Source organism: Blastocatellia bacterium, assembly GCA_035573895.1.
In the GTDB taxonomy this organism is placed as follows: Bacteria; Acidobacteriota; Blastocatellia; order HR10; family HR10; genus DATLZR01.
The window spans coordinates 1-24552 of record DATLZR010000083.1 but is presented as its reverse complement, the minus strand read 5'-3'; the positions used below and the strand labels follow the sequence as shown (position 1 = coordinate 24552).

The window sequence follows — 24552 nt, the reverse complement described above, 5'->3', positions numbered from 1 at the left end:
GGGGGAACTCACCGGGTTTCCATCAACTCGCGGGCTCGGCGGAAGATCGCCTCGAACATCGGTTCGGTGAGCTTCCCGGTGAAGGCGATGAAAAAGGCATTGGGCGCAGGGCGTCGCGCATGTGCCGGCGAAGCCGTCAATGAAGTCGTACTGGTTCCGGTGGGCCTCGTCGGCGATCACGACGATGTTGCGGCGCTCGGAGAGGAGAGGGTGCCGGTCTCCCCTCTCCTCCGGGAAGAACTTCTGGATGGTGGTGAACACGATCCCGCCGGAAGGGCGGCGGAGGAGCTCCCGCAGGTGGGCGCGCGACTCGGCCTGGACTGGGGGCTGGCGCAGGAGGTCCTGACAGCGGGAAAAGACGCCGAAGAGCTGGTCATCCAGGTCGTTACGGTCGGTGAGGACCACGATGGTGGGGTTCTCCATCTCCGGTTCGCGGGCGATGCGGGCCGCGTAGAAGACCATGGTCAAGCTCTTGCCGGCGCCCTGCGTGTGCCAGACAACGCCCACCCGGCGGTCTCCCGGACGCCCGCCGGGCTGGATGCCTGTCTGATATCTCATAAGGAGTTCACGGACCCAGGCCGAGCTGAGGGGCTCCTTGGATGCGCGGAGCGTCTCCGCCACGGCCACCCGTACCGCATGGAACTGATGGTAGCCCGCGACTTTCTTGTCCAGCCGCCCGCTGCCGTCGTCCTCGAAGACGATGAAGTCCCGGAGGAGCTCCAGGAAGTACGGCTTGTCGAACACGCCCCTGAGAAGCACCTCAAGCTGTGGAACGCTCTGGTCTTCGATCTGAACGCCGGCGACCGTCCGCCAGGGCTTGAACCATTCGCGCCCCGCGATGAAGGTCCCGAGACGGGCTTCCAGGCCATCGGAGATGACCAGCAATTCATTGAATGAAAAGAGAGTGGGAAGTTCCGCCTTATAGGTCTGCAGTTGGTTGAAGGCCGTCCAGATGGTGGCCTCCTCATCCGCAGGGTTCTTAAGCTCGATGATGGCCAGGGGCAGGCCGTTCACGAAGAGGACGATATCTGGGCGGCGGGTATGGCGGCCCTCCTCCACGGTGAACTGGTTCACAGCCAGCCAGTCGTTGTTGTCGGGGTCTTCAAAATCCAGGACGTGAACCTGGGCACCCGCGATGCGCCCGTCCAGGCGCCGGTATTCCACCTCGACCCCATCTACCAGCATGCGGTGGAAAGCCCGGTTGCGGGCTTCCAGCGTGGCACCCTCCGGATGCGTGAGGCGGCGGAAGGCATCCTCCAGGGCCTCAGCCGGAAGGTCGGGGTTGAGCCGCGCCAGGGCATCGCGCAGCCGCTGGGCCAGGATAACCTCGCGGTAATCGGCGCGCTCGGCGGTCAGAGTGCCCGGCCCAATGTTCGGCCCATAGGCAATCCGCCAGCTGAGGGATTCCAGCCAAGTCAGGGCGGCCTCTTCGACGGTGGATTCAGTGAGGGCGTGAGGGGTCATCCGCTATCTTCCTCTTGATTACTCGCGTTCTCCCACTGCTTGCAGATGGCTTCGACATCGACTTTCGGAGGAGAATCGGTTACCCAGTATCGGTAGAACTTCGGGTCGCGGCTCCTAGGCACGGGGCGTGCCTCGCGGATCCGAACAAGCGCCGGGGCCGGTACGCACTCGCCGAGGACCAGCGCGGTTTGCGGTGCGAGCGCTGGGATCTGATCAAGCATCGGACCATAAATGGCCGGCACGATTTCCTTAAAATACCGCAGGTCCTCAGGGTTCTGCAGCCGATGGACAATGAAGCTATTACACTGAGATAGCACGGTCCTGGAAAGTTCACTTGGCCGTTGCGAGGCCACCACCAGACCGAGGCCATACTTGCGTCCTTCGCGAGCGATTCGTTCAAAGAGGACCCGCGAAATCGATTCTTCCTCAGCGGACCGCGGCTGTTGGATGTAGTTGTGGGCTTCCTCCAGGACTAGGACAACGGGCAACGAACCCCGAGCGCCCTCGCCTCCGTACTCGCCCAAGCGCTGCAGAAACTCGAGAATCAGACGGCCGATCAGCGCGGTCACATTTTCTAAGACTTCAGCCACAAGCAGGCTCAGGTCGAGGATAACAACATCAACGGCCTTCTCGCCGGCACGCTGGCGGTCATAGAAGGGCAGTTGTCCCTCCGGAGCGTCATCTTTGGACGACAACTGCAGAGCCTCGGCCGCACCGATGCCAAGGGTGTCACGAAGAAACGTTGCCAAAGCATGCACTGGATTCGGCATCGCTTGGCCAACCGGACCGAACAGGAAATCGAACCTCGGATCGGTGAGCAGGCGGTCGATTCGCATAAGCATCGTACCCACGTAATCACGCGCCCTCGCACCTCCTGACTCCTCGCGGCAGAGAACTCGCTCGAGGTGCCGGGAGCGGAATTTCAACTTATCGAAATATGAAGGAGTATCTGCAGACCGACTGGTATCTGCGCCGCTTTCACCGAGGTGTGCCCCGGTCAATTTCTCATAGATAGGCTCGAGGGTGTCGCGGATTACTTTCCGAGCGTCAGCGGGGAGGACCTTAGGGTAGACGCCGTTGTCGATATGGTTCGAGGCAATAGTCAACACAGTATCTAAAGCCCTATCCACGTGGGCCTTGGTCAGAGAATACTTAACCTCGGCCTCTCCCCATGCGGTCGTGAGGTCATCTTGACTAATGCGGTTCTTGAGTCCTTGTGCTAAGTCTCTTACATCTTTGGAGGTCTTTTCATCCTTTCCGGACAACGACCAAATTCGGTTAATTTCGTGAATAAGTTCCTCACGCAGCACAGTGAGCCGTGATGCAGTACCAGCTTCATTTCGTGCGAGACGCAAAGCCTCAAGTAGAACAGGCCGCTGCACACCCTTGGAAGCTTGAAACAGCCGGACAAAGTCTTCCGAGCTCATGAACCAGTATGGAATCACGAGCCGGTCAGATTTCGCAACCCGATCAGACGGGATATAAAGCGTCCCCCGTGGTCCGAGATCCTCCCAACTACCATCGTCCTTCTGCTTTTGGAATGCCGTTCGGTACTCGCCGTTCGTGTCCAAAATCACGAAGATCGTCCGCTTCACTCCCGGTTGCTCACGAATGGCTTGGATCAGACTGGCAATTGTGCAGGACTTGCCGGACCCCGTACTCCCAAGGACTGCGGCATGCTTACCAAAGAAAGCATCTGGATTGATCCGAATAATTCGCCCCTGCATGACTGCGGACTCACCGATTGGGATGCAGTACCCCGGGTTCTCCGAGTTTGAGGCTAAGCCGGTGTCTTGCTCGATAGGACCGAAGAGGGCGTCCAGGTCAGACCGACCAGCCAGGTAAACCGGAGCGTCAAGCACAGGGAAAAGTGACACGCCTTGTCGAAACGAACCGCCCTCAATGGTACCAATGAGCGTAGCTTTCATCAGGCGGCGGGTGGCAGGAAGTGCAACCATTGTCCGATCAGCCCTCATCTCTGCTTCTTCGACGAGCACTACGCGCGTTACCATGGCGACCAGGCGCCGAGCCCCGACCGGGATGATCACATAGGAGTTGATTCGCCCGACTTCTTGGGGACCTTCGTAGGTATTTCGGCTCATCCCTTTCAAATCGGGATTTAGCTCGATGGTCACTTGGGCAGTGTCTACGGCGACCACACGGCCGATCTCGAAGTCATTTGCCATCAGAGTCTCCTTGCAACGGCATTGTCTTACTGAGCGCACGGTGCGTTTCGAGGACTTTCTTGCGGATCTCCTCGTCTCGTAGGTCCGGCAATAGGTACTCGACAAAGCCTGCAAAAGTTCCTATCGATGGCCCTTTGGCAATCCAGACCCGGCGGTCTCGCTGTTCGCGGAGCGTCTTGACGAAGTCGCTGGAAGCCGATGGGGTCGCGATGAGCAAGATGAAGCTCGGGACGGCGAGGGCTTGCCGGATAATTGCGTTCACATGCTCGTCGCCAAACCCGTAGCCAATGACGATTAAGACCGACTGCGGACGGACGACGCTCGCGGCAAACCGGCGAAACATTTCTGAGTAGGGAAGACCCAGTGTCTCGCCATACTTGGCCGGTGTGGGATAGATAAGGAGAGACTCCGCGCCGCTCGGATCGAACGGCACCGACTGAACGCCGTAAGGGTTGTCAATGGTGGGTTCGCACGCCTTCCATGTGATCGAACCGTGGAGTTTATACAAGTGCAGCACACGGTCGTAGCGGTGAACGCGGCCTTCAGTGGTCTCGGCCGGGAAGTACAGGTCTTGCTCGTAACTCTCAGGGCGAAACACACGGTGCAAGGTCCCGACAAACCCATCCAGAAGAACTATGCCTTCGGCGTCGGCCGCCTGCTCGACGAGTGTGTCGTAGTTAAGCGTGAAGATGTTTACGCGCTTGAGGTTCAATGGGCGCGTCAGCAACTTACGAAGTAGGATTCTGTAATACCCAAGGCCATCTTCCTTCCCCACAACGGGAAGAACGCATGTAGATGCCAAAGCTCGGGTTGCGTGCTGAAGCGCTTCATCGAGGTCTCTGGCAGTGGTATCAAGCGTGAGTGGTTGATCAATTTGCAGCCGCCCACCGGCCTCTGGTAAAGCCGATCGCCAACGGTAAAGCTGCGTCAGCACCTTTTCGAAGTTCGCGTTGAGTTTGTCCGCCTCATTTCTGCTAACTCGCTGGAGACGCTCCCTTATCTCCTCTTCGGTGCGGGGGCTGTTTTGGGCACCACAGGCTCGCACGGCTAGGTAGAAGACCTTGAGCCATTGCGGAACCTGTTGCTTCCCAATTTCCGCTTCGCATTGTTCATACAACTTTTGCTCGACGGCTGGGGGAACAGAACCAATTAACTGGCCTCCGCAACATACCGACGCACCCGCACCGAGGAGCAGAGAGACGGTCTCTGCTTTGAGAAGTGTGCTGATACGCACCCGGATGTCATCGAGAACTTCGTCCGGTCTGCTACCCTGGTCGCCAAGCTGCTTATCCGCTCCAGAAATCGAGGTGGGGGTCGGAAGGAGGCTCTCCCCACCGATTTCGAAGCAATCATCTTCATTTAAATTTAAATTTCGCGTGCTCATGCGCTTGCCCCTCCGAATCCTATAAATGACCAGAGAGAACCCGCTCCGCATCCCTCACCCGAATCCCACCGCTTATGAGCTTGGGCAAGAGCGCGTCGCGCAGAGCGGCAAGAGTGCGGGATTCGCGCACGGCTGCGGAGGACCGCGCGAACAGAGGTTTGATCGCTCGGCCAAACGCTTCTGCGACCGGTGCCGGAACTCGCGGCAAACGAAAGTGCTGAAGTGAATCGGCTTGCACACGTTGCCGGCCACTGGTTCCCGTCATGCTCTGGATAGCGAATTCACGGAATGCCTCGCTCCGCGCTAGACAGTAAGCAAACTCTTCAGGCAACGGAGGCCTTGGGCGTAGCACGATATACTCGGTTGAGCCCCAGCCAACTTGTCCGTCCCGGAGAAAGTCGACAAATGCCGTCTTGCCGTTTTCTAGACATGGCGTGATCCGTGCCACGAGAGTGTCACCATTGATGAATCGCATTCCCGAGCCGAAAGGGCGGTCCACAACTGCATCAGGTGCATGTCCGCGAGTCGGCATGTTCGCCATGTCCAAATAAGGCGCCATCTCGCCTTTGCGTAATGGACGCGGTGGATTGATCTCGACCAGATCGGGAAGGGATGTTACCTTCCATCCCTCCGGAATCTCGCCGAGTTCGGAGGGGACAAGGCGCTCGGGGAAGAGGTCGTAGAGGTGGGCGGGAAGGCCAGGGAGGGATTCGCCGCGGCGCCAGCGACCTTCCATCTTAGTCCCCACCGGCTCGAAGTCCACGAACCACGCCTTGAACAGCGCCCGCGCCATCTGCTCCAGCGTCTGGCTCATCTTGCGGTTGAGCTCGATCTTGTCGTCCAGCGCCCCGAGGATGTAGGCAATGGCGCGCTGTTCGGGGAGGGGAGGGACACGAACCTTTATTGACAAGAGATCATCTGGTCGTACCCGCTGGTGACTTCCTGATGTGCCTGTAGCTCTGGTCTCCATCTCGGCGAAGAACGTTGGTGAGAGGCACAAATACTTCAGAAAACGAGAGCTCGTCCGTCCGCGTGGTCGAAGCACCAAGAATTCTGTAGAGGCCACCGCAGGCAGTCCACTATTGAGTCGAGCCTCCCAAACCCGTGGGAAGCGAGGGTTAAGTTTTGAAACAAGTATCGCACCTTCCGGGACAGAGAACTTATGGCTTGCAATCTCAGAGCCTCGCTGTAGGGCCGGTTTCTGGCCCTCATCGAAGGCCGGAATACTGAAATGCTGGAAAAGAGTATCAGGATGCTCCATTGGGTTGACCTGCTCCGTATGCAGATCAGCCAAATCACCAATGGCTAACTCTTGCCACTCACCCACCATACCCCCGCTCCTTCAGGTTTTTCTGGATCCTCCACCCGTCGTGCCTCGGCATGCTGTTCACGAGCGCTGCACACGGATGTGATGTTCATTCCTCCAGCGTCTCTAAAAGCCTCCCAATAGCCTGCTTTAAGGCAGGCAGGTCGTGCTCCACCGTCCTCCAGACTTCCTCAAGATCCACTCCCAAGTATTCGTGAACCAGCACATTGCGCATGGCAACGATTTGAGGCCACGGCACCTCTGGGTGCGCCTGGTGAAAATCCCGGCCGAGATTGGCCGCGGCCTCACCAATGACCTGAAGGTGGTGAATAATCCAGACCTGGATCAGCTCGTCCTGCTCGAACGCCTGACGGCCGCGGGCGGCATAGCGCTCGATGCGGGCGATGGCATCCAGGATGTCCCTGAGGCGCTCTTTGGGATCCCTCATAGGGGAATCGCCTCGCGCAATACCCGATCACGAATGCGCGGCTGGATGCCACGTTCGCTCACGACATCCACCTTGCACCCGAGCAGTTCCTGCAGCTCGAGCCAGAGGGCCGCGTGGTCGAGGAGACTCCGGCCGGGCTCGAACTCCACAATGAGGTCTATGTCGCTTTGCTCGTCCGCTTCGCCGCGGGCGACGGATCCAAACACGCGCACGTTGCGGGCGCCGTGCTTGGCAGCGATTTTAAGGATCTCCTCCCGCTTCTCCTTCAACAGTCGCTCAAGGGTCATATCCTAACTCCTTCAGGTTCTTCCAAATGGCTTCATCCGGGCGGCGGGCCTCCGCCTGCTGGGCGCGCAACTCAACTCCGATCCCTTCGTCTGTCGTCACTTATTTCGGTCCCTTCGCTCAGAATCTCCAGGTACTTCTGATAGGCAAACACGCGATTGCGACGCTGACCAGTGATCTCGCGGACGATGTTCAGGCTTGCCAATATCTCCAGGGCGCGCGCAGCGGCAGGAAAAGAGAGCTGAGTACGCGCACAGACCTGGTTCACAGTCACCAGTGGGCGTTCGCAGAGCACCCGAAACACGCGCAAAGCCGTAGAAGCTGCTCGCCGTGAGCCTTGAATGGCTTGTTCGTCCTGCCGGAAAAGCGCCAGCAGGCGTCGGGCGGTTACGACGGCGTTGGTTGCCGTTTGCTCCACGCCCTCCAGGAAAAAATCCAACCAGCTTTCCCAATCGCCCTCGGTACGCACAAGATCGAGGAGACGATAATACTCGGCGCGGTGCTGCTTAAAATAAAGGCTGAGGTACAGCAAGGGTTGAGACAACAGCCGGTCGTGGTGAAGAATAAATGCAATCAAAAGCCGTCCAATGCGCCCGTTGCCATCGAGAAAAGGATGAATGGTTTCAAATTGCGCATGTGCCAGCGCAGCTTTCACCAGAGCAGGATATGGATTGCCTTCTGGATGAAGGAATCGCTCCAGTTGGGCCATGCAATCTTCTACGTAATGCGGAGGAGGGGGCACGAAGTGGGCATTCCCAGGCCGGGTTCCTCCAATCCAGTTTTGAGTACGGCGGAATTCCCCCGGCGATCTTTCACTTCCACGCCCCCTGGAGAGCAAGATCGCGTGCATCTCGCGAATAAGCCGATTCGAAAGCGGAAAGCCTTCCTTAAGCCTTTTGAGACCATGCTCAAGGGCAGCCACGTAATTGGATACCTCGATCACATCATCAAGAGGCGCTCCCGGCGCTTCTTCCAGCTCGAAGAGCAGCAACTGCGCTAATGAAGATTGAGTCCCTTCAATTTGCGAAGATAAAACTGCCTCTCGGCGCACATAGGCATAGAGAAATAGATGAGGTTCGGGCAAAAGCAAGGTCACGCTATCTAACCGACCTAAGGCTACGGTTGCGCGTTCTAGCAGTTGTTGACGCTGAGTGTCAAATTGAAGCGGCGGTTTCGGCGGGAGCGGATAAGGAATGAATGCCCGGATGGTCTCGCCGCCCACATTGCTTATCTCATAACGTCCCGTCAAGCCACGCCGCATGAGAATCTCCTTATTGTCATTTCGTTAAATAAGCCTTGGAGTTATTAAACGAACTCGCCCCTTCGGTTAATAAGGTCTCATTCATACCCGAGTTCCCCTAAGTTTTTCCAAATTGCTATATCCAACCGTGTCGCCTCGGCCTGCTGTTCGCGGAGCTGGGCCACGAGCCGCGCCATCTTCACCTCGAAGGGCTCGTCGTCTTCCTCCTCTACGGCCGCGCCCACGTAGCGGCCGGGGGTGAGGACGTAGCCGTGCTGGCGGATCTCCTCCCGTGCAGCGCCCATGCAAAACCCTGGAATGTCTGCATACACCGCCATCACAGGGTTGCCCTCACCCCAACCGTCCTCCACTGAAAGAGGATGGAAAGCTACCTGTGATTGCACCTTCATCAGCCTCCAATGCGCGGCACCCATTGCAGTGGTAGGACTTCTTGGACACTGCGCCGTGGTATCGTCAGTCCAGACTTCCTGACAACATCCTCCGGCAAAATGAGGCGTTCGAGCGCTCGGGGTTCAACCTTAATGCAGCCCGACCCGTAGGACTTGCCCACGAAAGTTAAGTTCTCCAACGTCGCGGGGTGACTCAGTACGGACCACAGTTTTTCCAGAAACGCCGGGTCATCAGACCGAGGGTACACGCACAGAAAGCCCGTCAGTGGTATTACACCGGCAAGGTTTCTCACGAATCTCGAATGCCTGCGACCGAGGTAGGCAAAAAGGATCGGCGGAGCCTTTCTTACTTCCATCTTGTACCAGGGCCGACGGGTTGCCAAAAGTGGCCGCCTGGGAAGCCCTTTCCTCTCTCCCTCCTCGAGATACCGCCGCACAGCGGGAGGAAATTGATCGAGCCTGCGACCATCCGGGCAGAAAAGCAACGTTGGCCGACCCAAGGCTTCAAGTTCGGCGAGCAATCTCTCGTCCACTACACTGCCCGGCACATCGCGGGTTCGGCCGATGGCCTTACGGAGAAATTCATCCGGAATCCCCAGCGCTTCGCCCTGCTTGCGGGTAAGGAAGAAGAATTCATTGGCGCCCGTGGCGATGCCTCGAAGAACACTGGCGAAATCTCCAAGCCGTGGCCCATTGAGGCCCGCCTCGCGCGGAGACCGCGACAGCCCCGTCGCCAGAGCCTCATCGAGCTTGCGCACGAAAACCTCCAAGCTGCTGGTCGGCCGGTAGCGCAGCCCGGAGAGGGTCCAGCGCTTCAGCTCGGCGGTCCCCGGTTCCGTGCAACGAGCCCATAGAAGATGCGGCGCCGGAGCCGTCCGGCGAATCATCAGGATGATGGGATTCGTATCCACCCCCTGGAAAGGGGACGCCTCTGGGGCGAAAGTCACCACCGCCTCAATCCGGTAGCGTCGGCTGATCCAATCCCAGAGAATTGAGGCAAACACGCCTTCACAAATATCTGCCGATATGATGAAGGCCAGTCGTCCTCGTTCGGGCTCAAGAAGCTCAAGCGCGCGGAGCAGGAAGTAGACATGAAGCCCAGCCCGCCCGTCCAGTGACTGGCCGATGATTTTCTTGCCAAGGTCGCGCAACTGTCCCTTAAGCGTTTGCGTAAGACGGTGATGCCGGATGTAAGGCGGATTAGCAACAATCGCTTCAAATGGACCTGCCGGGGGATTCAGTACGAAGTCCCTAAGCTCCACCAGGGCCAGGTCACTTTCGGATAGGCCGCTGGCCTGCGCCTCTTTAAGCGCCTCTTCATCCACCTCTGTGCCCATAAGCTTGCACGTTCGCCCAAGTTGTCGGCTGACCACTTTTGCTGCCCGGAAAAAGGCACCTGCGCCGACAGCAGGATCAAAGATGGTGTCGCTTCCGCCTGCAAGAACATAACCGACCATTGCCTCGGCGATCCAATCAGGGGTCCAAAACTGCCCCCTTTCCCTCAGCGCTTCGCGCTCAGGACCGCTTGGAGGGAACTTCTGTTGTGCTCTCATCATCGGCGCTGCTCCGGATTCCTCTGCGCAAGCCTTTTTAAGACGTCGAGGGCCTGAGACGACAAATCGAGCCTTCCGCCTTCGAATCTAACGTAGGGTAGGATATGACCGTTGTCGTCGGTGATGCTTGCAGCGACCAGTCGCGGTGTCTCGACGACTTCGCCCAAACAAAAGGCGTGTTGGTAGTAGATTTTGTAGATGATTTTCTGCGTTGTGGCACCCCCAGGTGCTTGAAATACTTGCCTCGTTCCCTCAATGTAGCCCTCCCTAATAAGTCGTTCGGCATCATCGAGGGAGATCCCAAAAGCCAGGTCGTAGAAAAGGTGCCAAATATGTACAGGAATCCCGTGAGTTTTCTGCCACTCCCTCAATGGTTCTCGGTCCTCATGTTTCAAAACAATTGTAGGAGTAATGGCATTTTTCTTCAACCCTAACTTTCCCGCAAGCCTCCGCTGTGGTGTTAGGACCTTCCCGTAGTCGGGCATCTTTTTCGCTATCCACAAGCTGTTTTCGCATTCCGCCGCCACAACCGCAAGAGCAAGAATTTTGACCATACGTGGATCGTTTTCGCCCGTGAACGGAAGCTCCTTCAGACCGCCTAGATCGCCTACGAGCTTCTCGATCTCGACCCTGTCGGCTGTGCGGAATATCAGTAAATCCGGCCGCTTCATCTTCCCGAGGCTTGCCTTCTCCAGACGCTCAAAGTAAAGCTCGAACTCTCGGACATCGCCTTTCGGAGCCGTCCCGCTTGGACCATACGGCAAGGCGAAATATCGGCGGGTTTTGTTCACAGCTTGCACGACCAGCTCTTCACTCCACCGGCCTTGCGACCAACGCATCAAGAAGTCGCTGCCGCGAAGCCGCCTGGGATTCAGGATATGCTCTGCCCATGGAAGAAGGATCCTTTCTGAGAAGAGGAACTCGATCTCCTCCGCGGGGACAGCCAGCGCAGCCTCAAAGAAGGATCCGCCCCTACAGCTATTCCTGTCTGCGAAGGTCATTATATTAATTCCCATCGCTCCCTGTGCCCGCTAACAGCCGCTCGCCGCCCCACTCCTTCCTATTGAAGGGTGCGTTGGCCAGGACGTAATCAGCTTCGAGGTCGGGGAAGCGGTCGCCTGGGAAGGCGTCGTGCTGCTCAGTGCCGCCGTCAATTCCCCGAATCGCCAGGTTCATCTTGGCTGGATTCCGGCAGGCGATGGAGAGACAGGTCGGCAATTCGCCTCCTTTGAGAAAGATTGGACGGAGGACGACGTGTTTGTACTCGGCGGCGTCCATCGAGCCGCGCAGGGCGTCGGCCATGCGCCACAGTTCCGCCTCGTAGCCGACGGTGGCACCACCCCTATTTGATTGTGCTGACAATCGGATGTTCATTTTCCATAGCCTCGTAGCCGACGGTGGCGCCGCTCCCATCCGGAGGTTTGGAGTTTTTCCTTGACTGCGCACCCATTGGTTTCACCTCATCAGCGGCAGGACGTAACATCTGAGTTGGAGTTCATCCGGCTTGCGTCCTTAAAAAAATGTGTGGCCTTGCGGTGTGCCGTGCGTCCGGGATCGCGGGCCTTCGTGGTTGCGCCAGCAGAGATGGTGACCTTGCGCGAGTGTTTCAACTGCGTGAGGTCCTCCAGGGTCGGAACGTCCATGTGGGACGCGGTGATCTTGCGGAACGGTTCCGACTGTGCGCCGACCGGTCGGGCGATCCATGCCTCTGACTCCTTCCCGCGCACGGTCACTACCCACATCGGTTCGTTCAAGAGCGGGCCGGTGAGAATCTGTCCTTCACTCTGGAGACCCTCGCACATGGTGGCGACTTCTTTCGTCCAGCCGCGCTACTGCACTCTACGGCAGAGAAAGGTTGGGGCATCCAGTTCTTTCCTTCGTCCCGGTGTGTCGTTCGGCGAGAAGCGCCGGTGCGCGCATTGGCCGTTCTCTCACCGATTCACGACGCTCTAGGTGACGCTCACCGTCCAGGCCAGCGCCCCTGAGTGGAGCCGAGTCGTCATCGAAATTAGCCTGTGAGCGCCGGGGTCTTCTCATACGTCACACAGCACCTTCCGGGCCTCGCCTCTGGAGACGCCCGCGTTAGATACAGCGCGGTATAGTAGGCCACATGGGAAGGGGGTGTCAACATCCTTTTTCACCGATCGCAGGTGCAACCGCTGCGTGTGTGAAGATCTGATCGAGGAAGGCCAAAGAGCGAGCATCAGCGCGGTGCCGGGGGCGGAGACAATTTCGCCAGAGCGCGCAGGTTCAGGGCGAAAGTCCCGGAGGGGTCTGCCGGGCAGAGGACTCACGTCTTGCCACCGAATGATGTCGCTCGGGTCTTCCAGGCCCACCCGATCAGAGAGCTTCACGCCAGAAAGAGCGCCGAGAAACGGCTGCCTCTATCCTGACGATGTTTGGAAAGCTGCTGTTGCCAGCTCTTCTGCTCATCCGGAGTAGGCCACTGGTTGTGCGTCTTTTTCTGGCGTAGGCGCGCTGCGTTGGCAATAATACCTCCTCTACATCAAACCCCAGGAGGCCTGAGCGTAATGAGCAGCCGTCAACGGGAATCGTCTCAAGAACTGGCCGCAAAGATCGAGACAACGAGCGCACAGATCGCCGTTATCGGGCTGGGGTATGTGGGATTGCCGCTGGCGGTGGCATTTGCAGAGGCGGGTTTTTCCGTCACGGGAATTGATGTGGATGTGGATCGGGTTGAACAGGCGAGGGCAGGGAAGAGCTACATTTCGGACGTCATCCCCGAACGCCTGGACGCTGTGGTACGGGCAGGGCGGTTTCATGCCACGGCTGATTTTACTCCACTGGCCCGGGCCGATGTGGTGCTCATCTGCGTTCCCACGCCGATGAATAAATCGCGCGAGCCCGATATCTCCTACATCCGGCTCGCGGCCGCTCAAACGCAGCACTATCTTCATCACGGTCAGCTCGTGATCCTCGAGAGCACGACCTATCCCGGAACCACCGAGGAAATGTTGCTGCCGCTGTTCGAGCAAACGGGATTGAAACTGGATGAGGATTTCTTCCTCGCCTATTCCCCGGAACGGATTGATCCGGGCAATACGGTTTACCTGTTGCGGGACATTCCCAAGATCGTCGGCGGAGTGAGTCGCACCAGTGGCGACCTGGCCGAACAGCTTTATCGTCGGATTGTGACGACCGTCCATCGCGTGTCGTCGGCTCGTGTCGCTGAGGCGGCCAAGCTTCTGGAGAACACCTTCCGCGCCGTCAATATTGCTCTGGCCAATGAATTCGCGTTGCTGTGTCGTGCTCTCTCGATGGATGTGTGGGAAGTGATCTCGGCGGCGGCCACCAAGCCCTTCGGCTTCATGCCGTTTTATCCGGGGCCGGGCATCGGTGGCCATTGCATTCCGGTGGATCCGAGCTATCTCACCTGGAAGGCGCGACTCCACGGATTTGAACCCCGGCTGATCGGCGTCGCCCAGGAGATCAATTCCTTCATGCCCCATTACGTGGTTGATATGGTCGCGGAGGCGCTCAACGGGCAGGGGAAGCCCGTCAACGGCTCGCACGTGCTTGTGCTCGGCGTGGCCTACAAGCGCAACGTGGCCGATGTCCGAGAATCACCCGCACTGGCCATCATAGAAGGGCTGCTGCGTCGGGGAGCGCGGGTGTCGTATGCCGACCCTTACATCCCCCAGGTCACCGTCAACACAACGGTGCTGACCTCTATCGAACTGTCGGACGAACTTCTTCAGGCGGCCGATTGCATTCTCATCCATACCGATCACTCGGCGTTCGACTACCGTCGTGTCGTTGAGCGCGCGCGGGTCGTCGTGGATGTGCGCAACGCTACTCGCGATCTCGGAAATTGTGCGAACGTGATTCGATTATGATGTCGGTGGGTCGAGTGCTGGCTGTCTCGTTCGCGATCTCCATCCTCGCCGGTGCGGCTGTCCCTCTCTATCAGTGGGGGCGACTCTTGCCGATTGATCTTGCGCTTCTCCGCCAGGAGGATCGCAACCGGGACGGTCGGCCCGACCGCTGGGAGTATCACCGACCGTCGCGCCCGGAGCAGCGAATCGTTCAGCTCGACGATGATTTCGATGGTCGCGCCGAGCGGCTCACGAGAGTCCTCGGTCCTGAACTCACCGCCGATTTCTTTCGGCCAAACGGCGTCTCGGAGGGTGGACGACATCTCGTGCTGTGCCTCGATGGTGTGCCCTATGAGGTCATTCGCGATCTCTGGAACCAGGGCTTTTTCCATGAATTTCATGCGCCGAGCAAATTGATCAGCACCTTCCCCGCGGATTCCGAACTCGCGCTCGCCACCGTTTTGCGGGCTCCCCCCGTGCGAGGATATGAGAACCGGTACTTCGACCGAAAGGAGAATCGGCTTCGCGGCGGGATTTCCGTCACCCTCCGGCAAGATACCTCCTACCATCGGTTACTCGACTATGACTTTCCCGGATGGCTGCGCGGTCCGGCTTTTGTGATTCCGGGGCGCGCGTTGCGCGATGATCTGGTGCGACTGCATCGGTCATTTCTTCGGACGCGCGCGCGAGTATTTATCGCGCATCTTGCGACGACCGATTCGATGCTCCATGTTCGCTCGCCGGAGAAAGCTCGACCGTATCTGTTGATGATTGATGCTCTGATACGGGAGTTGTTTCTGACGAGCGAGGGGCGTCTGGAGATCACGCTTTTTTCCGATCACGGGAATACGCTTGTGCCCAGTCGGCGTGTGCCTCTGGAAGCTTTTCTTCAGGCGCAGGGATACAGGCTCGCCGATCGCCTGGGCCCGGAAAAAGCGGTTGTCATCCCGCGCTATGGGCTCATCGGCGCTGTTGCTCTGTATGCCCGGCGCGAGGATGTCCCGGAGCTTGCCCGGCGGCTCGTGCATCTGGAAGGAGTGGATTTGGCCGTCTACCGGGATGGCAGCGGGGTACTTGTTGAAGGACGGAGGGGCCGGGCTCGCATTCATTTTGACCGGGAGCGGGACGCCTATCGCTATGAGGCACTCGAGGGGGATCCGCTTCGGTTGCTGCCGCTTGTGCAACGACTGACCCGGGAAGGGAAGATCGAAGCCGACGGTTTCATCCGACAGAACGAACTTTTCATCGCCACTGCCGATGGTCCCTATCCTGATGCCTTGCGTCGGTTGGTGAGAGCATTTGATGGGCCGGTGGAAAACCCGGCGGATCTTCTTCTGAGCCTCGACGATGGCTACTTCTTTGGATCTTCAACGTTCGATCGAATCGTTCGGCTTCAGGGCACGCACGGGAGTCTGACGGCCCGATCCTCGACCGGATTCATCATGACGACGACCACGCCTCTGCCCGACGTCGTTTCCATTGACGAGGCGCTCGATCAGGTTGTCGCCCGGGCAGGCCGACGGTCGGATCATCAAGGCGACCGCTGAGGTTGTGTGCGCGGGGCGGTTTTGTTCTTTCACCCGCATGAAGGCGCCCATGCTGCGTCGTCGGCCTCCATCAGAGAGTCATCGCGGGGGGCAGAGGCGAGGCGTCCCGGGATGTGCGAACGTTTCCAACGGCCTCACGGTGGCCCCAGCGGAGACGATCCCGTTGTCACAGCACCGTCAGCCCCCATCGCGATGCCCTGTCGGTCAGCCTGCGGCGTAACTCTGCCGGTTCCCCTCCATGCCGCAGAAGGAGGTCACCGGGAAGATCGCTCCCTGAACTGCGCGGGCGAATCCTCTCGGCATCAATCGGCTTTCTTGCGAATGAACGCGGGCACATCGAGATCCGAGTGAGAGCGCGAGGGATTCCCCGGTAATGCGTCGGAGCCAAGGAGCGATTGCTGAGACAGGCGTGAACCGGTCGCGCGCGTGGTCGGCGTGGCCACCGGCGTGTTTGCCGCTGACGCCGAGTAATCGAAACCGGTGGCAATCACCGTGATGCGCATCTCGTTTTTGATGCCCTCGTCAATCACCGCTCCCACGAGGATATTGGCGTCCTCGTGGACGATCTCCCGGATCATCGAGATGGACTGGTTGACCTCGTGGAGCGTGAGATCCGGTCCTCCCGTCACGTTGATCAGGACGCCTTTGGCTCCTTCAATCGAAGTCTCCTCCAGCAGAGGACTGGACACCGCTTTCTTTGTTGCATCGAGAGCGCGGTTTTCGCCGGTGCCGGTGCCGATGCCCATGAGCGCCATGCCCATCCCGCACATGACCGTCTTGACGTCGGCGAAGTCGAGATTGATGAGCCCGGGCACGGTGATCAGGTCGGAGATTCCCTGAACGGCCTGTCGGAGAACATCGTCGGCCATCTTGAAGGCATCCACCAGAGAGACATTCCGATCCACCACCGAGAGGAGCCGTTCGTTGGGAATGGTGATGAGCGTGTCCACGCACTCCCGAAGTTCGCGGACTCCCTGCTCGGCCTGGAGCATACGGCGGCGTCCCTCGAAGTGAAAGGGCTTGGTGACAACGGCCACGGTCAGGGCGCCGATTTCGGTGGCCAGGCTGGCGATGATGGGAGCAGCTCCCGTCCCCGTCCCTCCGCCAAGGCCAGTGGTGATGAAGACCATGTCCGCTCCTTCGAGGACTTCGAGGATCTTCTCGGTGTCTTCCAGCGCCGCCTGACGACCGATTTCGGGATTGGCGCCCGCGCCCAGGCCTTTGGTCAGCTTGGCCCCGATTTGCAGTTTAATCGGGGCCTTGGACATTCTCAGGGCCTGCAGATCCGTGTTGGCAGCGATAAACTGAACCCCATCAATCTGGGCCTCGATCATGTGGTTGACGGCATTGCCGCCGCCCCCGCCGACGCCGATGACTTTAATGACGGCGCCGTTGGTGGCTTCGTCGGCAAAGTCTAATCTCAGGATGTTGGTTGCCGGTTTCGTCTCCGCTGGCATCATTTTACCTCCTCACTGTTATTGAGTTCCCGCTCACTTTGTGTGAGCGAAATCATGAGCCTCGTCTTTGTCGAGGCTTGGTTCCGGATGAGTCGTGCTGGGGACCTCACCACCACGAGCGATAGTCTTCGATCCCTTGCATCATCTGGAAATCCCCGGACTCTTCCATCAGGACAAAAAGTTTCCCAGCCAGCTCTTGACACGAGCGGCCGTTCGGGACATCGCCTTGGCTTGCGACGGCGTTCGGTAGTAGTGGCCCATCCGTCCGCGGTGGGCGATGAGGACCAGTCCGATGGCGGTTGTGGCAATCGGCCCATTAATATCATCGGACAGGCCGCTGATGCCCAGGGGATAACCGAGCCGCGTCGGATGATCGAATACTTGTTCGGCGAGATCGGCGAGCCCCTGCAGCAGTGCGCCCCCGCCGGTGAGAATGATCCCGGAGGAGAGTTCCCGCTCGTAGCCCGCCCGTTTGATCTCATCGTAGACCACGCCGAGCAGCTCCTCGGCACGCGGCTGCAAGATCTCGCAGAGAATCTGGCGCGAGAGCGTTCGCGGCGGTCGCCGACTGACGCTGGGGACTTCGATGACCTCGTCGCTCTCGGCGGCCAGCGATGGCAGAACGCAGCCGTAGGTCCGCTTGATCCGCTCGGCCTCGGGAATGGGCGTTCTCAGCCCGAAGGCGATGTCGTTGGTGAAGTGTGTTCCCCCCAGGGGGAAGATGGCCGTATGCTGTACCGCTCCTCGCTGGTAGATCGCCAGACTGGTCGTCTCCGCGCCGATGTTGATCACCGCTGATCCGTACTCGCGTTCGTCCTCGGTCAGCGTCGCTTCGGCAGCAGCGACGGGTTCCAGCACCACATCCGCCACCAGCAGTCCGGCGCGGTTGACGGCGCTGACGATGTTTTGTCGGACCGTAATCGGTCCGGTAATGATATGGACGGCGACCTCCAGACGGGTTCCCAGCATATCGAGCGGATCACTGATGCCATCTTGCCCGTCAATGATGTACTCCTGGGGCTGTACATCAATGATCTCGTGGCCTCCCGGCAGGCTCACGACGCAGGCCGTCTCGATGACCCGCTTGATGTCGGCCCGGGTGATCCGCCGATCGGCGCTGGTGATGGCGATGATCCCCCGGTTGTTCAATCCCTTCAGCAGCGTCCCCGACATGGAGACGTGAACCGATTCGGCGATCAATCCCGACATCCGCTCCGCTTCTTCGACAGCGCGTCGAATCGGTTCGGCAGCCGCTTCGGGATTGACGATGACTCCTTTCCTCAAACCCCGGGATTCGGCCACCCCAACGCCCATGATTTCCAGTTTGCCCTCGTCGTTCATTTCAGCGACGACGGCCGTGGTACGGGTGGTCCCGATGTCTACTCCGAAGATGTGCGATTCTTGTCTGGCCATAAGTCACCTCGTTCGATGTCGTTTGATCAGAGCGTCACGAGTCGCAGCAGAACGTGACATCCCCTTGGAGGATGGAACCGGAGCTTGTGCTTTCTCATCAGACGGGATGGAGGGGTTGCGCGTGACCTCGGCGAGCCGGATCACCACTCGCGTCGGTTGTGATACATCGAGATAACTGACGGTGACATCTCCCTGGAGCATTTCCTCGCTGGGAATAATCCCCAGCCGACGCAGTCCGGCGGCGTCATGCTTCCGAAGAGCTTCCAGGATGGCAAGGGCCAGTTCGAGCCGGCTGCGGAAATCTTTGTTCCCCAGATGCAGGCGCGTCTCCGGACTCTCGGTCAGGTGAATGACGACGTCGTCCAGAGTGCGAAGGTTGACCTGGTCAATCTTATTCCACAAGTCGGGCGGACGGCTCAGTACGTCCCGGAGCTGACGATAAAACGCCACGCGACGGCGATTCTCATCCGCCGCGCGGTCGGACTCCTCTTCGTCCCAACCGACCAGAAGCGGCATCGTCGTCTCTCCGAGCAGGTGATAATCGCCCAGGATCACCCCTTCCTCGTCCACGACCACCGGCGTGTGATTGAGTCGTGCCACCAGCGCCGCGGGCGTTCGCTCGGTTAGGCGCACGATGATGGTGTCGGGGAGAAGGCGACTGATCTCGGCTTCCTTGACGAGAGGAATCTTCTTCAGTTCCTCGCGGAGAGTCTCGAGGTCGGCGGCGAAGATGCTCTGGCGGAGCCGCTCGCGCACGGGCGATTCGATGTCCTCACTGCTCAGTTGCGACGTTCCCGTCACGATCACCTTTTTCAGCGAGAAGGCGGAACTCGTCACCACCGCATAGGCGGCCATCGCGAGTCCGACCAGAAGCACTGCCGGGAGAAGGAATGAACCGGACACGCGCCGCCCCATCTCCCTCAGCCAGCTTCTGAGCGCCCCGGGCTGGCGACGATCGCGGCCGCTGACTTGCTGGCTGCGCGGCCAGGTCCTGGCCCGCGGACGCTTCCTCGGTGTAACAACCTGTGGACCCAGTTCCGATGCCATCTCACTTTCCTCCCAACTGAGCGAGCAACTTCTCTCCGACCTGATAGACGTTCCCCGCACCGAGTGTGAGCACCAGATCGCCCGGACGAATCAGCGAAAGGAGCGCCTCGACCGCTTCGTCCAAACCTCCGACGTAGCGCGCATCCTTGTGGCCGAAGCTCTGAATGCGTTCGGCCAGAACCTGCGCCGTCACCCCCTCGATCGGATCCTCGCTCGCCGGATAGATGTCGCAGATGAGCAATACATCGGCATCGTAGAAAGCGCGGGCGAATTCGTCCATGAGAAACTTCGTGCGCGTATAGCGATGCGGCTGAAAGACGACGACGGTGCGCCTGTTGCATCCGCGCGCGGTAGCCAGAGTGGCTTTGATCTCGGTCGGATGGTGTCCGTAGTCGTCCACGATGAGGACGTCGTTCACTTCCCCCTTCACCTGGAAGCGACGGTCCACACCCCGGAATTCGGCCAGGGCGCTGGCCGTGATCTCCGGCGATATATCCAGGTCCCGTGAAAGAGCCACCGCGGCCAGCGCATTGTAGACGTTGTGAAGACCGGAGACGCTCATCTCAATTCGCGCCAGCGGCTCGCCCCGCCACCGCGCCGTGAATGCGGCGTGGAAACAATCCGGCATGTCCACCTCCACCGCCGTCACGTCGGCCTGCGAGGAGAGACCGTAGGTGATCAGTTTCCGCGTCACGCGCGGAATGATGGCCTGGATATTCGGGTCATCCAGACAGGCGATCACCGATCCGTAAAACGGCACCCGATTGACGAACTCAACGAAGCACTCTTGAATCTCCTCCAGATCGCGATAGAAATCCAGATGCTCCCGATCAATGTTCGTCACCACGGCGAACGTCGGGGTCAGTTTGAGGAAGGATTTGTCGCTCTCATCGGCTTCGGCGACGATGAACTCGCCGCTGCCGAGCTTGGCGTGACTGTCCAGCGCGCGGAGCCGTCCCCCCACGACGATGGTGGGATCGAGTCCGGCCTGTGCGAGAACGGTGGCGATCATTGATGTCGTCGTCGTCTTCCCATGCGAACCGGCGACGAGGATGCTGTATTTCAGCCGCATCAACTCGGCGAGCATCTCGGCCCGGGGAATGACGGGAATCTGTCGCTGACGCGCCTCCACGAGTTCGGGATTGTCCCATCGCACCGCCGTCGAGTAGACGACGACATCGGCCGAACCCACATTCTCGGCGCGATGACCGATCCGGATGTGGGCGCCGAGCCGTTGCAATCGCTCGGTCACGGGGGAGGCTTTCAGGTCCGAGCCGGTCACGTGATACCCCTGATTGAGCAGCAACTCCGCGATGCCGCTCATGCCGACTCCGCCAATTCCCACCAGATGCACGTGTCGTATGCGTTTGAGCATAAGCCGATGAGAGATCAGCCCATCGCGCCCACCACAATCAGCGCTGCGATCCATGCGGTCGCCAGACAACGGACTGCCGGGCGATCCGGCGTCGCCGATGCGGCCCGGGTCGAGTCCCGCGCGCCGCTTTTGAGGACATCGTAGGCGAGATCAACAATCCGGGCGGCGGCGTCCGGCGTCGCCAGTTTGCGACTCGCCTCGGACATCGCTCTCAGCTTCTCCGGATCCGCGATGAGCGTCAGGATTTCCTCGGCCAGCCGCTCGGCAGTCGCCTCGGCCTGGAGCAAACACCGCGCGGCTCCCGCACGCTGGAGCGCCTCGGCATTTTTTCGCTGATGATCGTCCGCCGCCGTGGGCAGGGGGATGAGAATCGCCGGCTTGGCCGCGGCCGTCAGCTCGGCGATCGTCGTGGCTCCCGCCCGCGAGATGATCAAATCGGCGCGCGCGAACTCCTGGGCCATCCGGTCAATGAAAACAACCGTCTGGACCCGATCTCCCAACCCGAGGTGTTCATAGCTCGCGCGCACCGAAGCGTAATCCCGTTCTCCCGTTTGATGCGTGACGGTCAACTCCAGATCCGGTCGCTCGTTCGTCAGCCGTCGGTAAACAATGGGCAGCGCCTCCACCATCACCTGATTGATGGCGTGTGCCCCCTGACTGCCGCCGAAAACAAGAAGGTGCCGCCGCGTCGTCGCCGCGAGAGGTCGTGACGCCTCGGCGCAGGCGAAGAATTCCGGTCGCACGGGATTGCCCGTCAGCCGACCTTTGTCGCCGAAGGAGGCGAGCGTTTGCGGGAAGCTCACGGCGGCCCGGCAAACGAGGCGTCCCAGAATCCGATTGGTCAGACCGGGGGACACGTTGGGCTCGATGATCATCGTGGGAATACCACAGAGGACGGCGGCGAGCACGACCGGCCCCGATACGTATCCGCCGATACCGATGACCAGGTCCGGTCGGCGACGGCGCAGCAGTCGCCAGCTCTGAAAGAGACTCTTCGGCAGCCGCCGGAGCACCGTCCGCAGCATGGCCCGCAGTCCCACGCGCGCGAGACCGGCGATGTCAATCAGCTCCAGCTCGAACCCTTCGCGGGGAACGATCTTCGTCTCCAGCCCGGCCGACGTCCCCACGAAGACGATCTCGGCATCGGGATCGCGGCGGCGAAATTCCTTCGCCACGGCAATGCCGGGGAAAATATGTCCGCCGGTTCCAGCAGCAGCGATGAGAACTTTAATCGGCATCCTCTTTCCCCTGTTCGGCGATGTTGAGCAAAATGCCGATCATCGTCAGCGTCATGAAAAGGGACGATCCGCCGGCACTGATGAGCGGCAACGGCATCCCTTTAATCGGCAGCAGGCCCACGGCCACACTCATGTTGAAAAGGGCCTGGAGCGTGATCGAAGCGATGATCCCGGTCGCCAGCAGCATCCCAAAACTGTCCGGGGCCCGCAGGGCGATCCGAACGCCTCGCCAGAAGATGAGCCCGAACGCGAGGACCAGCGCTCCGGTTCCCAACAATCCGAGTTCCTCCCCGATTTGCGAGAAGATGAAATCCGTATGGGGTTCGGGCAAGAAGAAGAGTTTCTGTTTCCCCTGCGCAAACCCCACGCCGGTGAGACCGCCGCTGCCCAGCGCCACCAGCGATTGAATGGCCTGAAAGCCGCGCCCCTGCGGGTCTTGCCAGGGGTCGAGAAAGGCGCGAAGGCGATCCAGCCGCCAGTCAACCCGAATGAGCGCCAGATACATCACCAGCGGCAGGGGAATGAGCAACGTCGCCTGCTGCTTCAGGGGAACGCGCACGATGAACAACATCGTCGCCAGGATCAAACCCAGCATGAGCGCCGTGCCGAAATCGGGTTGGAGCAAAATCAGCCCGATCACAAGTCCCGCCACCAGGGCGCACGGGAACAACGTCATCCAGAACTGCTTGATGCCCGCTGGAATCCGCCGGTCCAGATACGCGGCGAGGAAAATAATCAGCGCCAGGCGGGCCAGCTCCGACGGTTGGAAGGAAAACGAGCGAACGCGAATCCACCGGTGAACGTGATTGACCGGCGGGAAAAAGAAGACGGCGATGAGCAGGACCAGACATACGCCCAGGATGAGAAAGACCACGCGCGGCCTCTGATAGACGTGATAGTCAATGTGCATGGCCCCGATGAGCCCGGTCAGTCCGAGTACCGCCCACATGGCCTGACGCACGAGGAAGTAGTACTGGCTGTCGAATCGTTCCTCCGCCAGCACGGCCGAGGCGCTGTAGACCATGACGACGCCGAAAATGACCAATCCGACACTGAGCGTGAACAGCCACTTATCGCTGATCAGCTTCGGTGCCAGCCGCGTTGCCCCCACCGTGCGAGGAAAAAGCCGGGATTCTCCCCGCGTCGTCATGGTCGGTTGTTCCTCCGCAATTTTTCCACTTCAGCTTTGAAGACGCGCCCGCGATGCTCGTAATTGTCGAACATGTCGAAGCTGGCACAGGCCGGTGCCAGAAGAACGACGTCGCCCGGCTCGGCCCGTTCGGCGGCAAACCGCACGGCATCGGCCATCGTCGCCGCCGGTGTCATGGGGACGGTTCCCGCCAGAGCCTGAGCGATCTTGGCGCTGGCCTCGCCGAGCAAGATGATGTGCTTGACCTTCTGCTGGACCAGCGGACGGAGGACGGTGAAATCGCTTCCTTTATCTCGGCCGCCGAGGATGAGCACGATGTTCCCCTCGAAGGCGTCCAGGGCCTTGAGGGTCGAGTCCACGTTGGTCGCCTTCGAGTCGTTGAAGTACTCCACGCCGTGGATCGCCGCCACCCATTCGAGCCGATGCTCCACACCGGTGAAGCACTGAAGGGTCTGACGAAAAGGCATGTGATCGCTGAGCGGCAGAAGATCGGCCACCGACATCGCCCGGTGCCGTTCGTCCATACCGACTCGAGAAAGGGATGCGGCGGCGAGCGCCGCTCCGAGTGCCGCCATCGCATTTTCCACGTTGTGCCAGCCCCGCAGCGGAAGCTCCTCGCGACGGATCAGCTCCCGCTCCTCCCCTCCGGCGCGGAGAACGATTCGCCCGTCATGGAAGCAAACGCCTTCGTGCAGTTGCTCTCTCCGGCTGAAGAAAATCGGTCGCGCGGGTGTCGCCTCGCGCATTTCTCGCACGACCGGATCGTCGGCATTGAGCACGGCCCAATCCCGCTCTTGCTGATTGAGGAAGATGCGGCGCTTGGCGCGAATGTAGGCCTCCAGCGTTCCGTGCCGGTCGAGATGATCGGGACTGATGTTGGTTACCACCGCCACCTGAGGCCTGAACGTCTCAATCGCTTCCAGTTGGAAACTGCTCACCTCGGCCACGATGACGCTCGCTTCCGTCGTCCGGCCAATGAAGTCCGTCAGCGGCCGACCGATATTCCCGCCGACGAAGGTCTCCAGCCCCGCCGCGGCCAGGAGTTCTCCGATGAGGGTTGTCACCGTCGTCTTTCCGTTGGAGCCGGTCACGGCGACGAGGGTTCCGGTGAGGAATCGGCTCGCCAGTTCCAGCTCGCTGATGATGGGAATACCGGCGGCACGGGCACGCACGAGCGGCTCGAGCGTAAGAGGAACTCCCGGACTGACGACGA

19 protein-coding genes and 2 pseudogenes are annotated in these 24552 nt (G+C 59.8%); 2 read left to right on the top strand and 19 right to left on the bottom strand.

Annotation, left to right across the window (positions count from 1 at the left end):
- Positions 1–74: 74 nt before the first annotated feature.
- The 12 genes and pseudogenes from VNM72_08360 to VNM72_08305 all read right to left on the bottom strand — a co-directional run bounded on the left by VNM72_08360 (position 75) and on the right by VNM72_08305 (position 12030).
- Positions 75–1464, bottom strand: a pseudogene (locus VNM72_08360) (type I restriction endonuclease).
- A complete protein-coding gene (locus VNM72_08355; protein HXF05413.1) occupies positions 1461–3650 on the bottom strand; it encodes a DUF87 domain-containing protein in 2190 nt (729 codons plus the stop codon). The pseudogene VNM72_08360 and the gene VNM72_08355 overlap by 4 nt, the downstream one beginning before the upstream one ends.
- Positions 3640–5034, bottom strand: coding sequence for an SIR2 family protein (locus VNM72_08350; protein ID HXF05412.1), 1395 nt, complete (start codon positions 5032–5034; stop codon positions 3640–3642). The genes VNM72_08355 and VNM72_08350 overlap by 11 nt, the downstream gene beginning before the upstream one ends.
- A 19-nt stretch (positions 5035–5053) precedes the next feature.
- Entirely contained in the window at positions 5054–6364 is a 1311-nt protein-coding gene (locus tag VNM72_08345) for a restriction endonuclease subunit S (protein ID HXF05411.1), read from the bottom strand.
- Positions 6365–6449: 85 nt separating this feature from the next.
- Positions 6450–6788: a DUF86 domain-containing protein gene (locus VNM72_08340; protein HXF05410.1), complete on the bottom strand. Its 339-nt coding sequence runs from the start codon at positions 6786–6788 to the stop codon at positions 6450–6452.
- Positions 6785–7075: a nucleotidyltransferase family protein gene (locus VNM72_08335; GenBank protein HXF05409.1), complete on the bottom strand. Its 291-nt coding sequence runs from the start codon at positions 7073–7075 to the stop codon at positions 6785–6787. The genes VNM72_08340 and VNM72_08335 overlap by 4 nt, the downstream gene beginning before the upstream one ends.
- Before the next feature lie 71 nt (positions 7076–7146).
- Positions 7147–8334, bottom strand: coding sequence for a Fic family protein (locus tag VNM72_08330; GenBank protein HXF05408.1), 1188 nt, complete (start codon positions 8332–8334; stop codon positions 7147–7149).
- Positions 8335–8411: 77 nt separating this feature from the next.
- Positions 8412–8642, bottom strand: a pseudogene (locus tag VNM72_08325) (SAM-dependent DNA methyltransferase).
- 80 nt (positions 8643–8722) lie between these two features.
- Positions 8723–10279, bottom strand: coding sequence for an N-6 DNA methylase (locus VNM72_08320; protein ID HXF05407.1), 1557 nt, complete (start codon positions 10277–10279; stop codon positions 8723–8725).
- Entirely contained in the window at positions 10276–11292 is a 1017-nt protein-coding gene (locus VNM72_08315; protein ID HXF05406.1) for an AccI family restriction endonuclease, read from the bottom strand. The genes VNM72_08320 and VNM72_08315 overlap by 4 nt, the downstream gene beginning before the upstream one ends.
- Positions 11282–11650, bottom strand: a complete 369-nt coding sequence (locus VNM72_08310) for a type I restriction-modification system subunit M N-terminal domain-containing protein (GenBank protein ID HXF05405.1) — start codon at positions 11648–11650, stop codon at positions 11282–11284. The genes VNM72_08315 and VNM72_08310 overlap by 11 nt, the downstream gene beginning before the upstream one ends.
- Positions 11651–11739: 89 nt before the next feature.
- Positions 11740–12030: a hypothetical protein gene (locus VNM72_08305; GenBank protein HXF05404.1), complete on the bottom strand. Its 291-nt coding sequence runs from the start codon at positions 12028–12030 to the stop codon at positions 11740–11742.
- A 777-nt stretch (positions 12031–12807) separates the two neighbouring features.
- Here VNM72_08305 and VNM72_08300 point away from each other — a divergent pair.
- Both VNM72_08300 and VNM72_08295 read left to right on the top strand, forming a co-directional pair.
- On the top strand, positions 12808–14133 hold the full coding sequence (locus VNM72_08300) for a nucleotide sugar dehydrogenase (protein HXF05403.1): 1326 nt from the start codon (positions 12808–12810) through the stop codon (positions 14131–14133).
- The gene (locus VNM72_08295) at positions 14130–15659 is read left to right on the top strand and encodes an alkaline phosphatase family protein (protein HXF05402.1); all 1530 of its coding nucleotides are present in this window, start codon (positions 14130–14132) and stop codon (positions 15657–15659) included. Before VNM72_08300 ends, VNM72_08295 begins: the two co-directional genes overlap by 4 nt.
- 302 nt (positions 15660–15961) lie before the next feature.
- On the opposite strand, the gene ftsZ is transcribed toward VNM72_08295, so the two are convergent.
- The 7 genes from ftsZ to murD all read right to left on the bottom strand — a co-directional run.
- The gene (gene ftsZ / locus VNM72_08290; GenBank protein HXF05401.1) at positions 15962–17119 is read right to left on the bottom strand and encodes a cell division protein FtsZ; all 1158 of its coding nucleotides are present in this window, start codon (positions 17117–17119) and stop codon (positions 15962–15964) included.
- Positions 17120–17284: 165 nt separating this feature from the next.
- The gene (gene ftsA, locus VNM72_08285) at positions 17285–18529 is read right to left on the bottom strand and encodes a cell division protein FtsA (protein HXF05400.1); all 1245 of its coding nucleotides are present in this window, start codon (positions 18527–18529) and stop codon (positions 17285–17287) included.
- Positions 18530–18532: 3 nt separating this feature from the next.
- Positions 18533–19576 (bottom strand): FtsQ-type POTRA domain-containing protein, encoded by a 1044-nt coding sequence (locus VNM72_08280; GenBank protein ID HXF05399.1) that lies wholly within the window; start codon positions 19574–19576, stop codon positions 18533–18535.
- Between the two features lies 1 nt (position 19577).
- Positions 19578–20951 (bottom strand): UDP-N-acetylmuramate--L-alanine ligase, encoded by a 1374-nt coding sequence (murC, locus tag VNM72_08275; GenBank protein HXF05398.1) that lies wholly within the window; start codon positions 20949–20951, stop codon positions 19578–19580.
- Positions 20952–20965: 14 nt separating this feature from the next.
- The gene (murG, locus tag VNM72_08270; protein ID HXF05397.1) at positions 20966–22189 is read right to left on the bottom strand and encodes an undecaprenyldiphospho-muramoylpentapeptide beta-N-acetylglucosaminyltransferase; all 1224 of its coding nucleotides are present in this window, start codon (positions 22187–22189) and stop codon (positions 20966–20968) included.
- Complete coding sequence (gene ftsW / locus VNM72_08265) at positions 22179–23339, bottom strand: putative lipid II flippase FtsW (GenBank protein HXF05396.1); 1161 nt, start codon at positions 23337–23339, stop codon at positions 22179–22181. Before ftsW ends, murG begins: the two co-directional genes overlap by 11 nt.
- On the bottom strand, positions 23336–24552 hold a 1217-nt coding region (gene murD / locus VNM72_08260), incomplete at its 5' end, for a UDP-N-acetylmuramoyl-L-alanine--D-glutamate ligase (protein ID HXF05395.1). The genes murD and ftsW, both read right to left, overlap by 4 nt.

Coding starts and splice junctions, on each gene's coding strand:
- VNM72_08330 (HXF05408.1), bottom strand. CDS start 8,334: ATGCGGCGTGGCTTGACGGGACGTTATGAGATAAGCAATGTGGGCGGC.
- VNM72_08345 (HXF05411.1), bottom strand. CDS start 6,364: ATGGTGGGTGAGTGGCAAGAGTTAGCCATTGGTGATTTGGCTGATCTG.
- VNM72_08355 (HXF05413.1), bottom strand. CDS start 3,650: ATGGCAAATGACTTCGAGATCGGCCGTGTGGTCGCCGTAGACACTGCC.
- murG (HXF05397.1), bottom strand. CDS start 22,189: ATGCCGATTAAAGTTCTCATCGCTGCTGCTGGAACCGGCGGACATATT.
- VNM72_08320 (HXF05407.1), bottom strand. CDS start 10,279: ATGATGAGAGCACAACAGAAGTTCCCTCCAAGCGGTCCTGAGCGCGAA.
- ftsA (HXF05400.1), bottom strand. CDS start 18,529: ATGGCCAGACAAGAATCGCACATCTTCGGAGTAGACATCGGGACCACC.
- VNM72_08340 (HXF05410.1), bottom strand. CDS start 6,788: ATGAGGGATCCCAAAGAGCGCCTCAGGGACATCCTGGATGCCATCGCC.
- VNM72_08315 (HXF05406.1), bottom strand. CDS start 11,292: ATGGGAATTAATATAATGACCTTCGCAGACAGGAATAGCTGTAGGGGC.
- ftsZ (HXF05401.1), bottom strand. CDS start 17,119: ATGATGCCAGCGGAGACGAAACCGGCAACCAACATCCTGAGATTAGAC.
- VNM72_08300 (HXF05403.1), top strand. CDS start 12,808: ATGAGCAGCCGTCAACGGGAATCGTCTCAAGAACTGGCCGCAAAGATC.
- VNM72_08335 (HXF05409.1), bottom strand. CDS start 7,075: ATGACCCTTGAGCGACTGTTGAAGGAGAAGCGGGAGGAGATCCTTAAA.
- ftsW (HXF05396.1), bottom strand. CDS start 23,339: ATGACGACGCGGGGAGAATCCCGGCTTTTTCCTCGCACGGTGGGGGCA.
- VNM72_08280 (HXF05399.1), bottom strand. CDS start 19,576: ATGGCATCGGAACTGGGTCCACAGGTTGTTACACCGAGGAAGCGTCCG.
- VNM72_08350 (HXF05412.1), bottom strand. CDS start 5,034: ATGAGCACGCGAAATTTAAATTTAAATGAAGATGATTGCTTCGAAATC.
- murC (HXF05398.1), bottom strand. CDS start 20,951: ATGCTCAAACGCATACGACACGTGCATCTGGTGGGAATTGGCGGAGTC.
- VNM72_08310 (HXF05405.1), bottom strand. CDS start 11,650: ATGAACATCCGATTGTCAGCACAATCAAATAGGGGTGGTGCCACCGTC.
- VNM72_08295 (HXF05402.1), top strand. CDS start 14,130: ATGATGTCGGTGGGTCGAGTGCTGGCTGTCTCGTTCGCGATCTCCATC.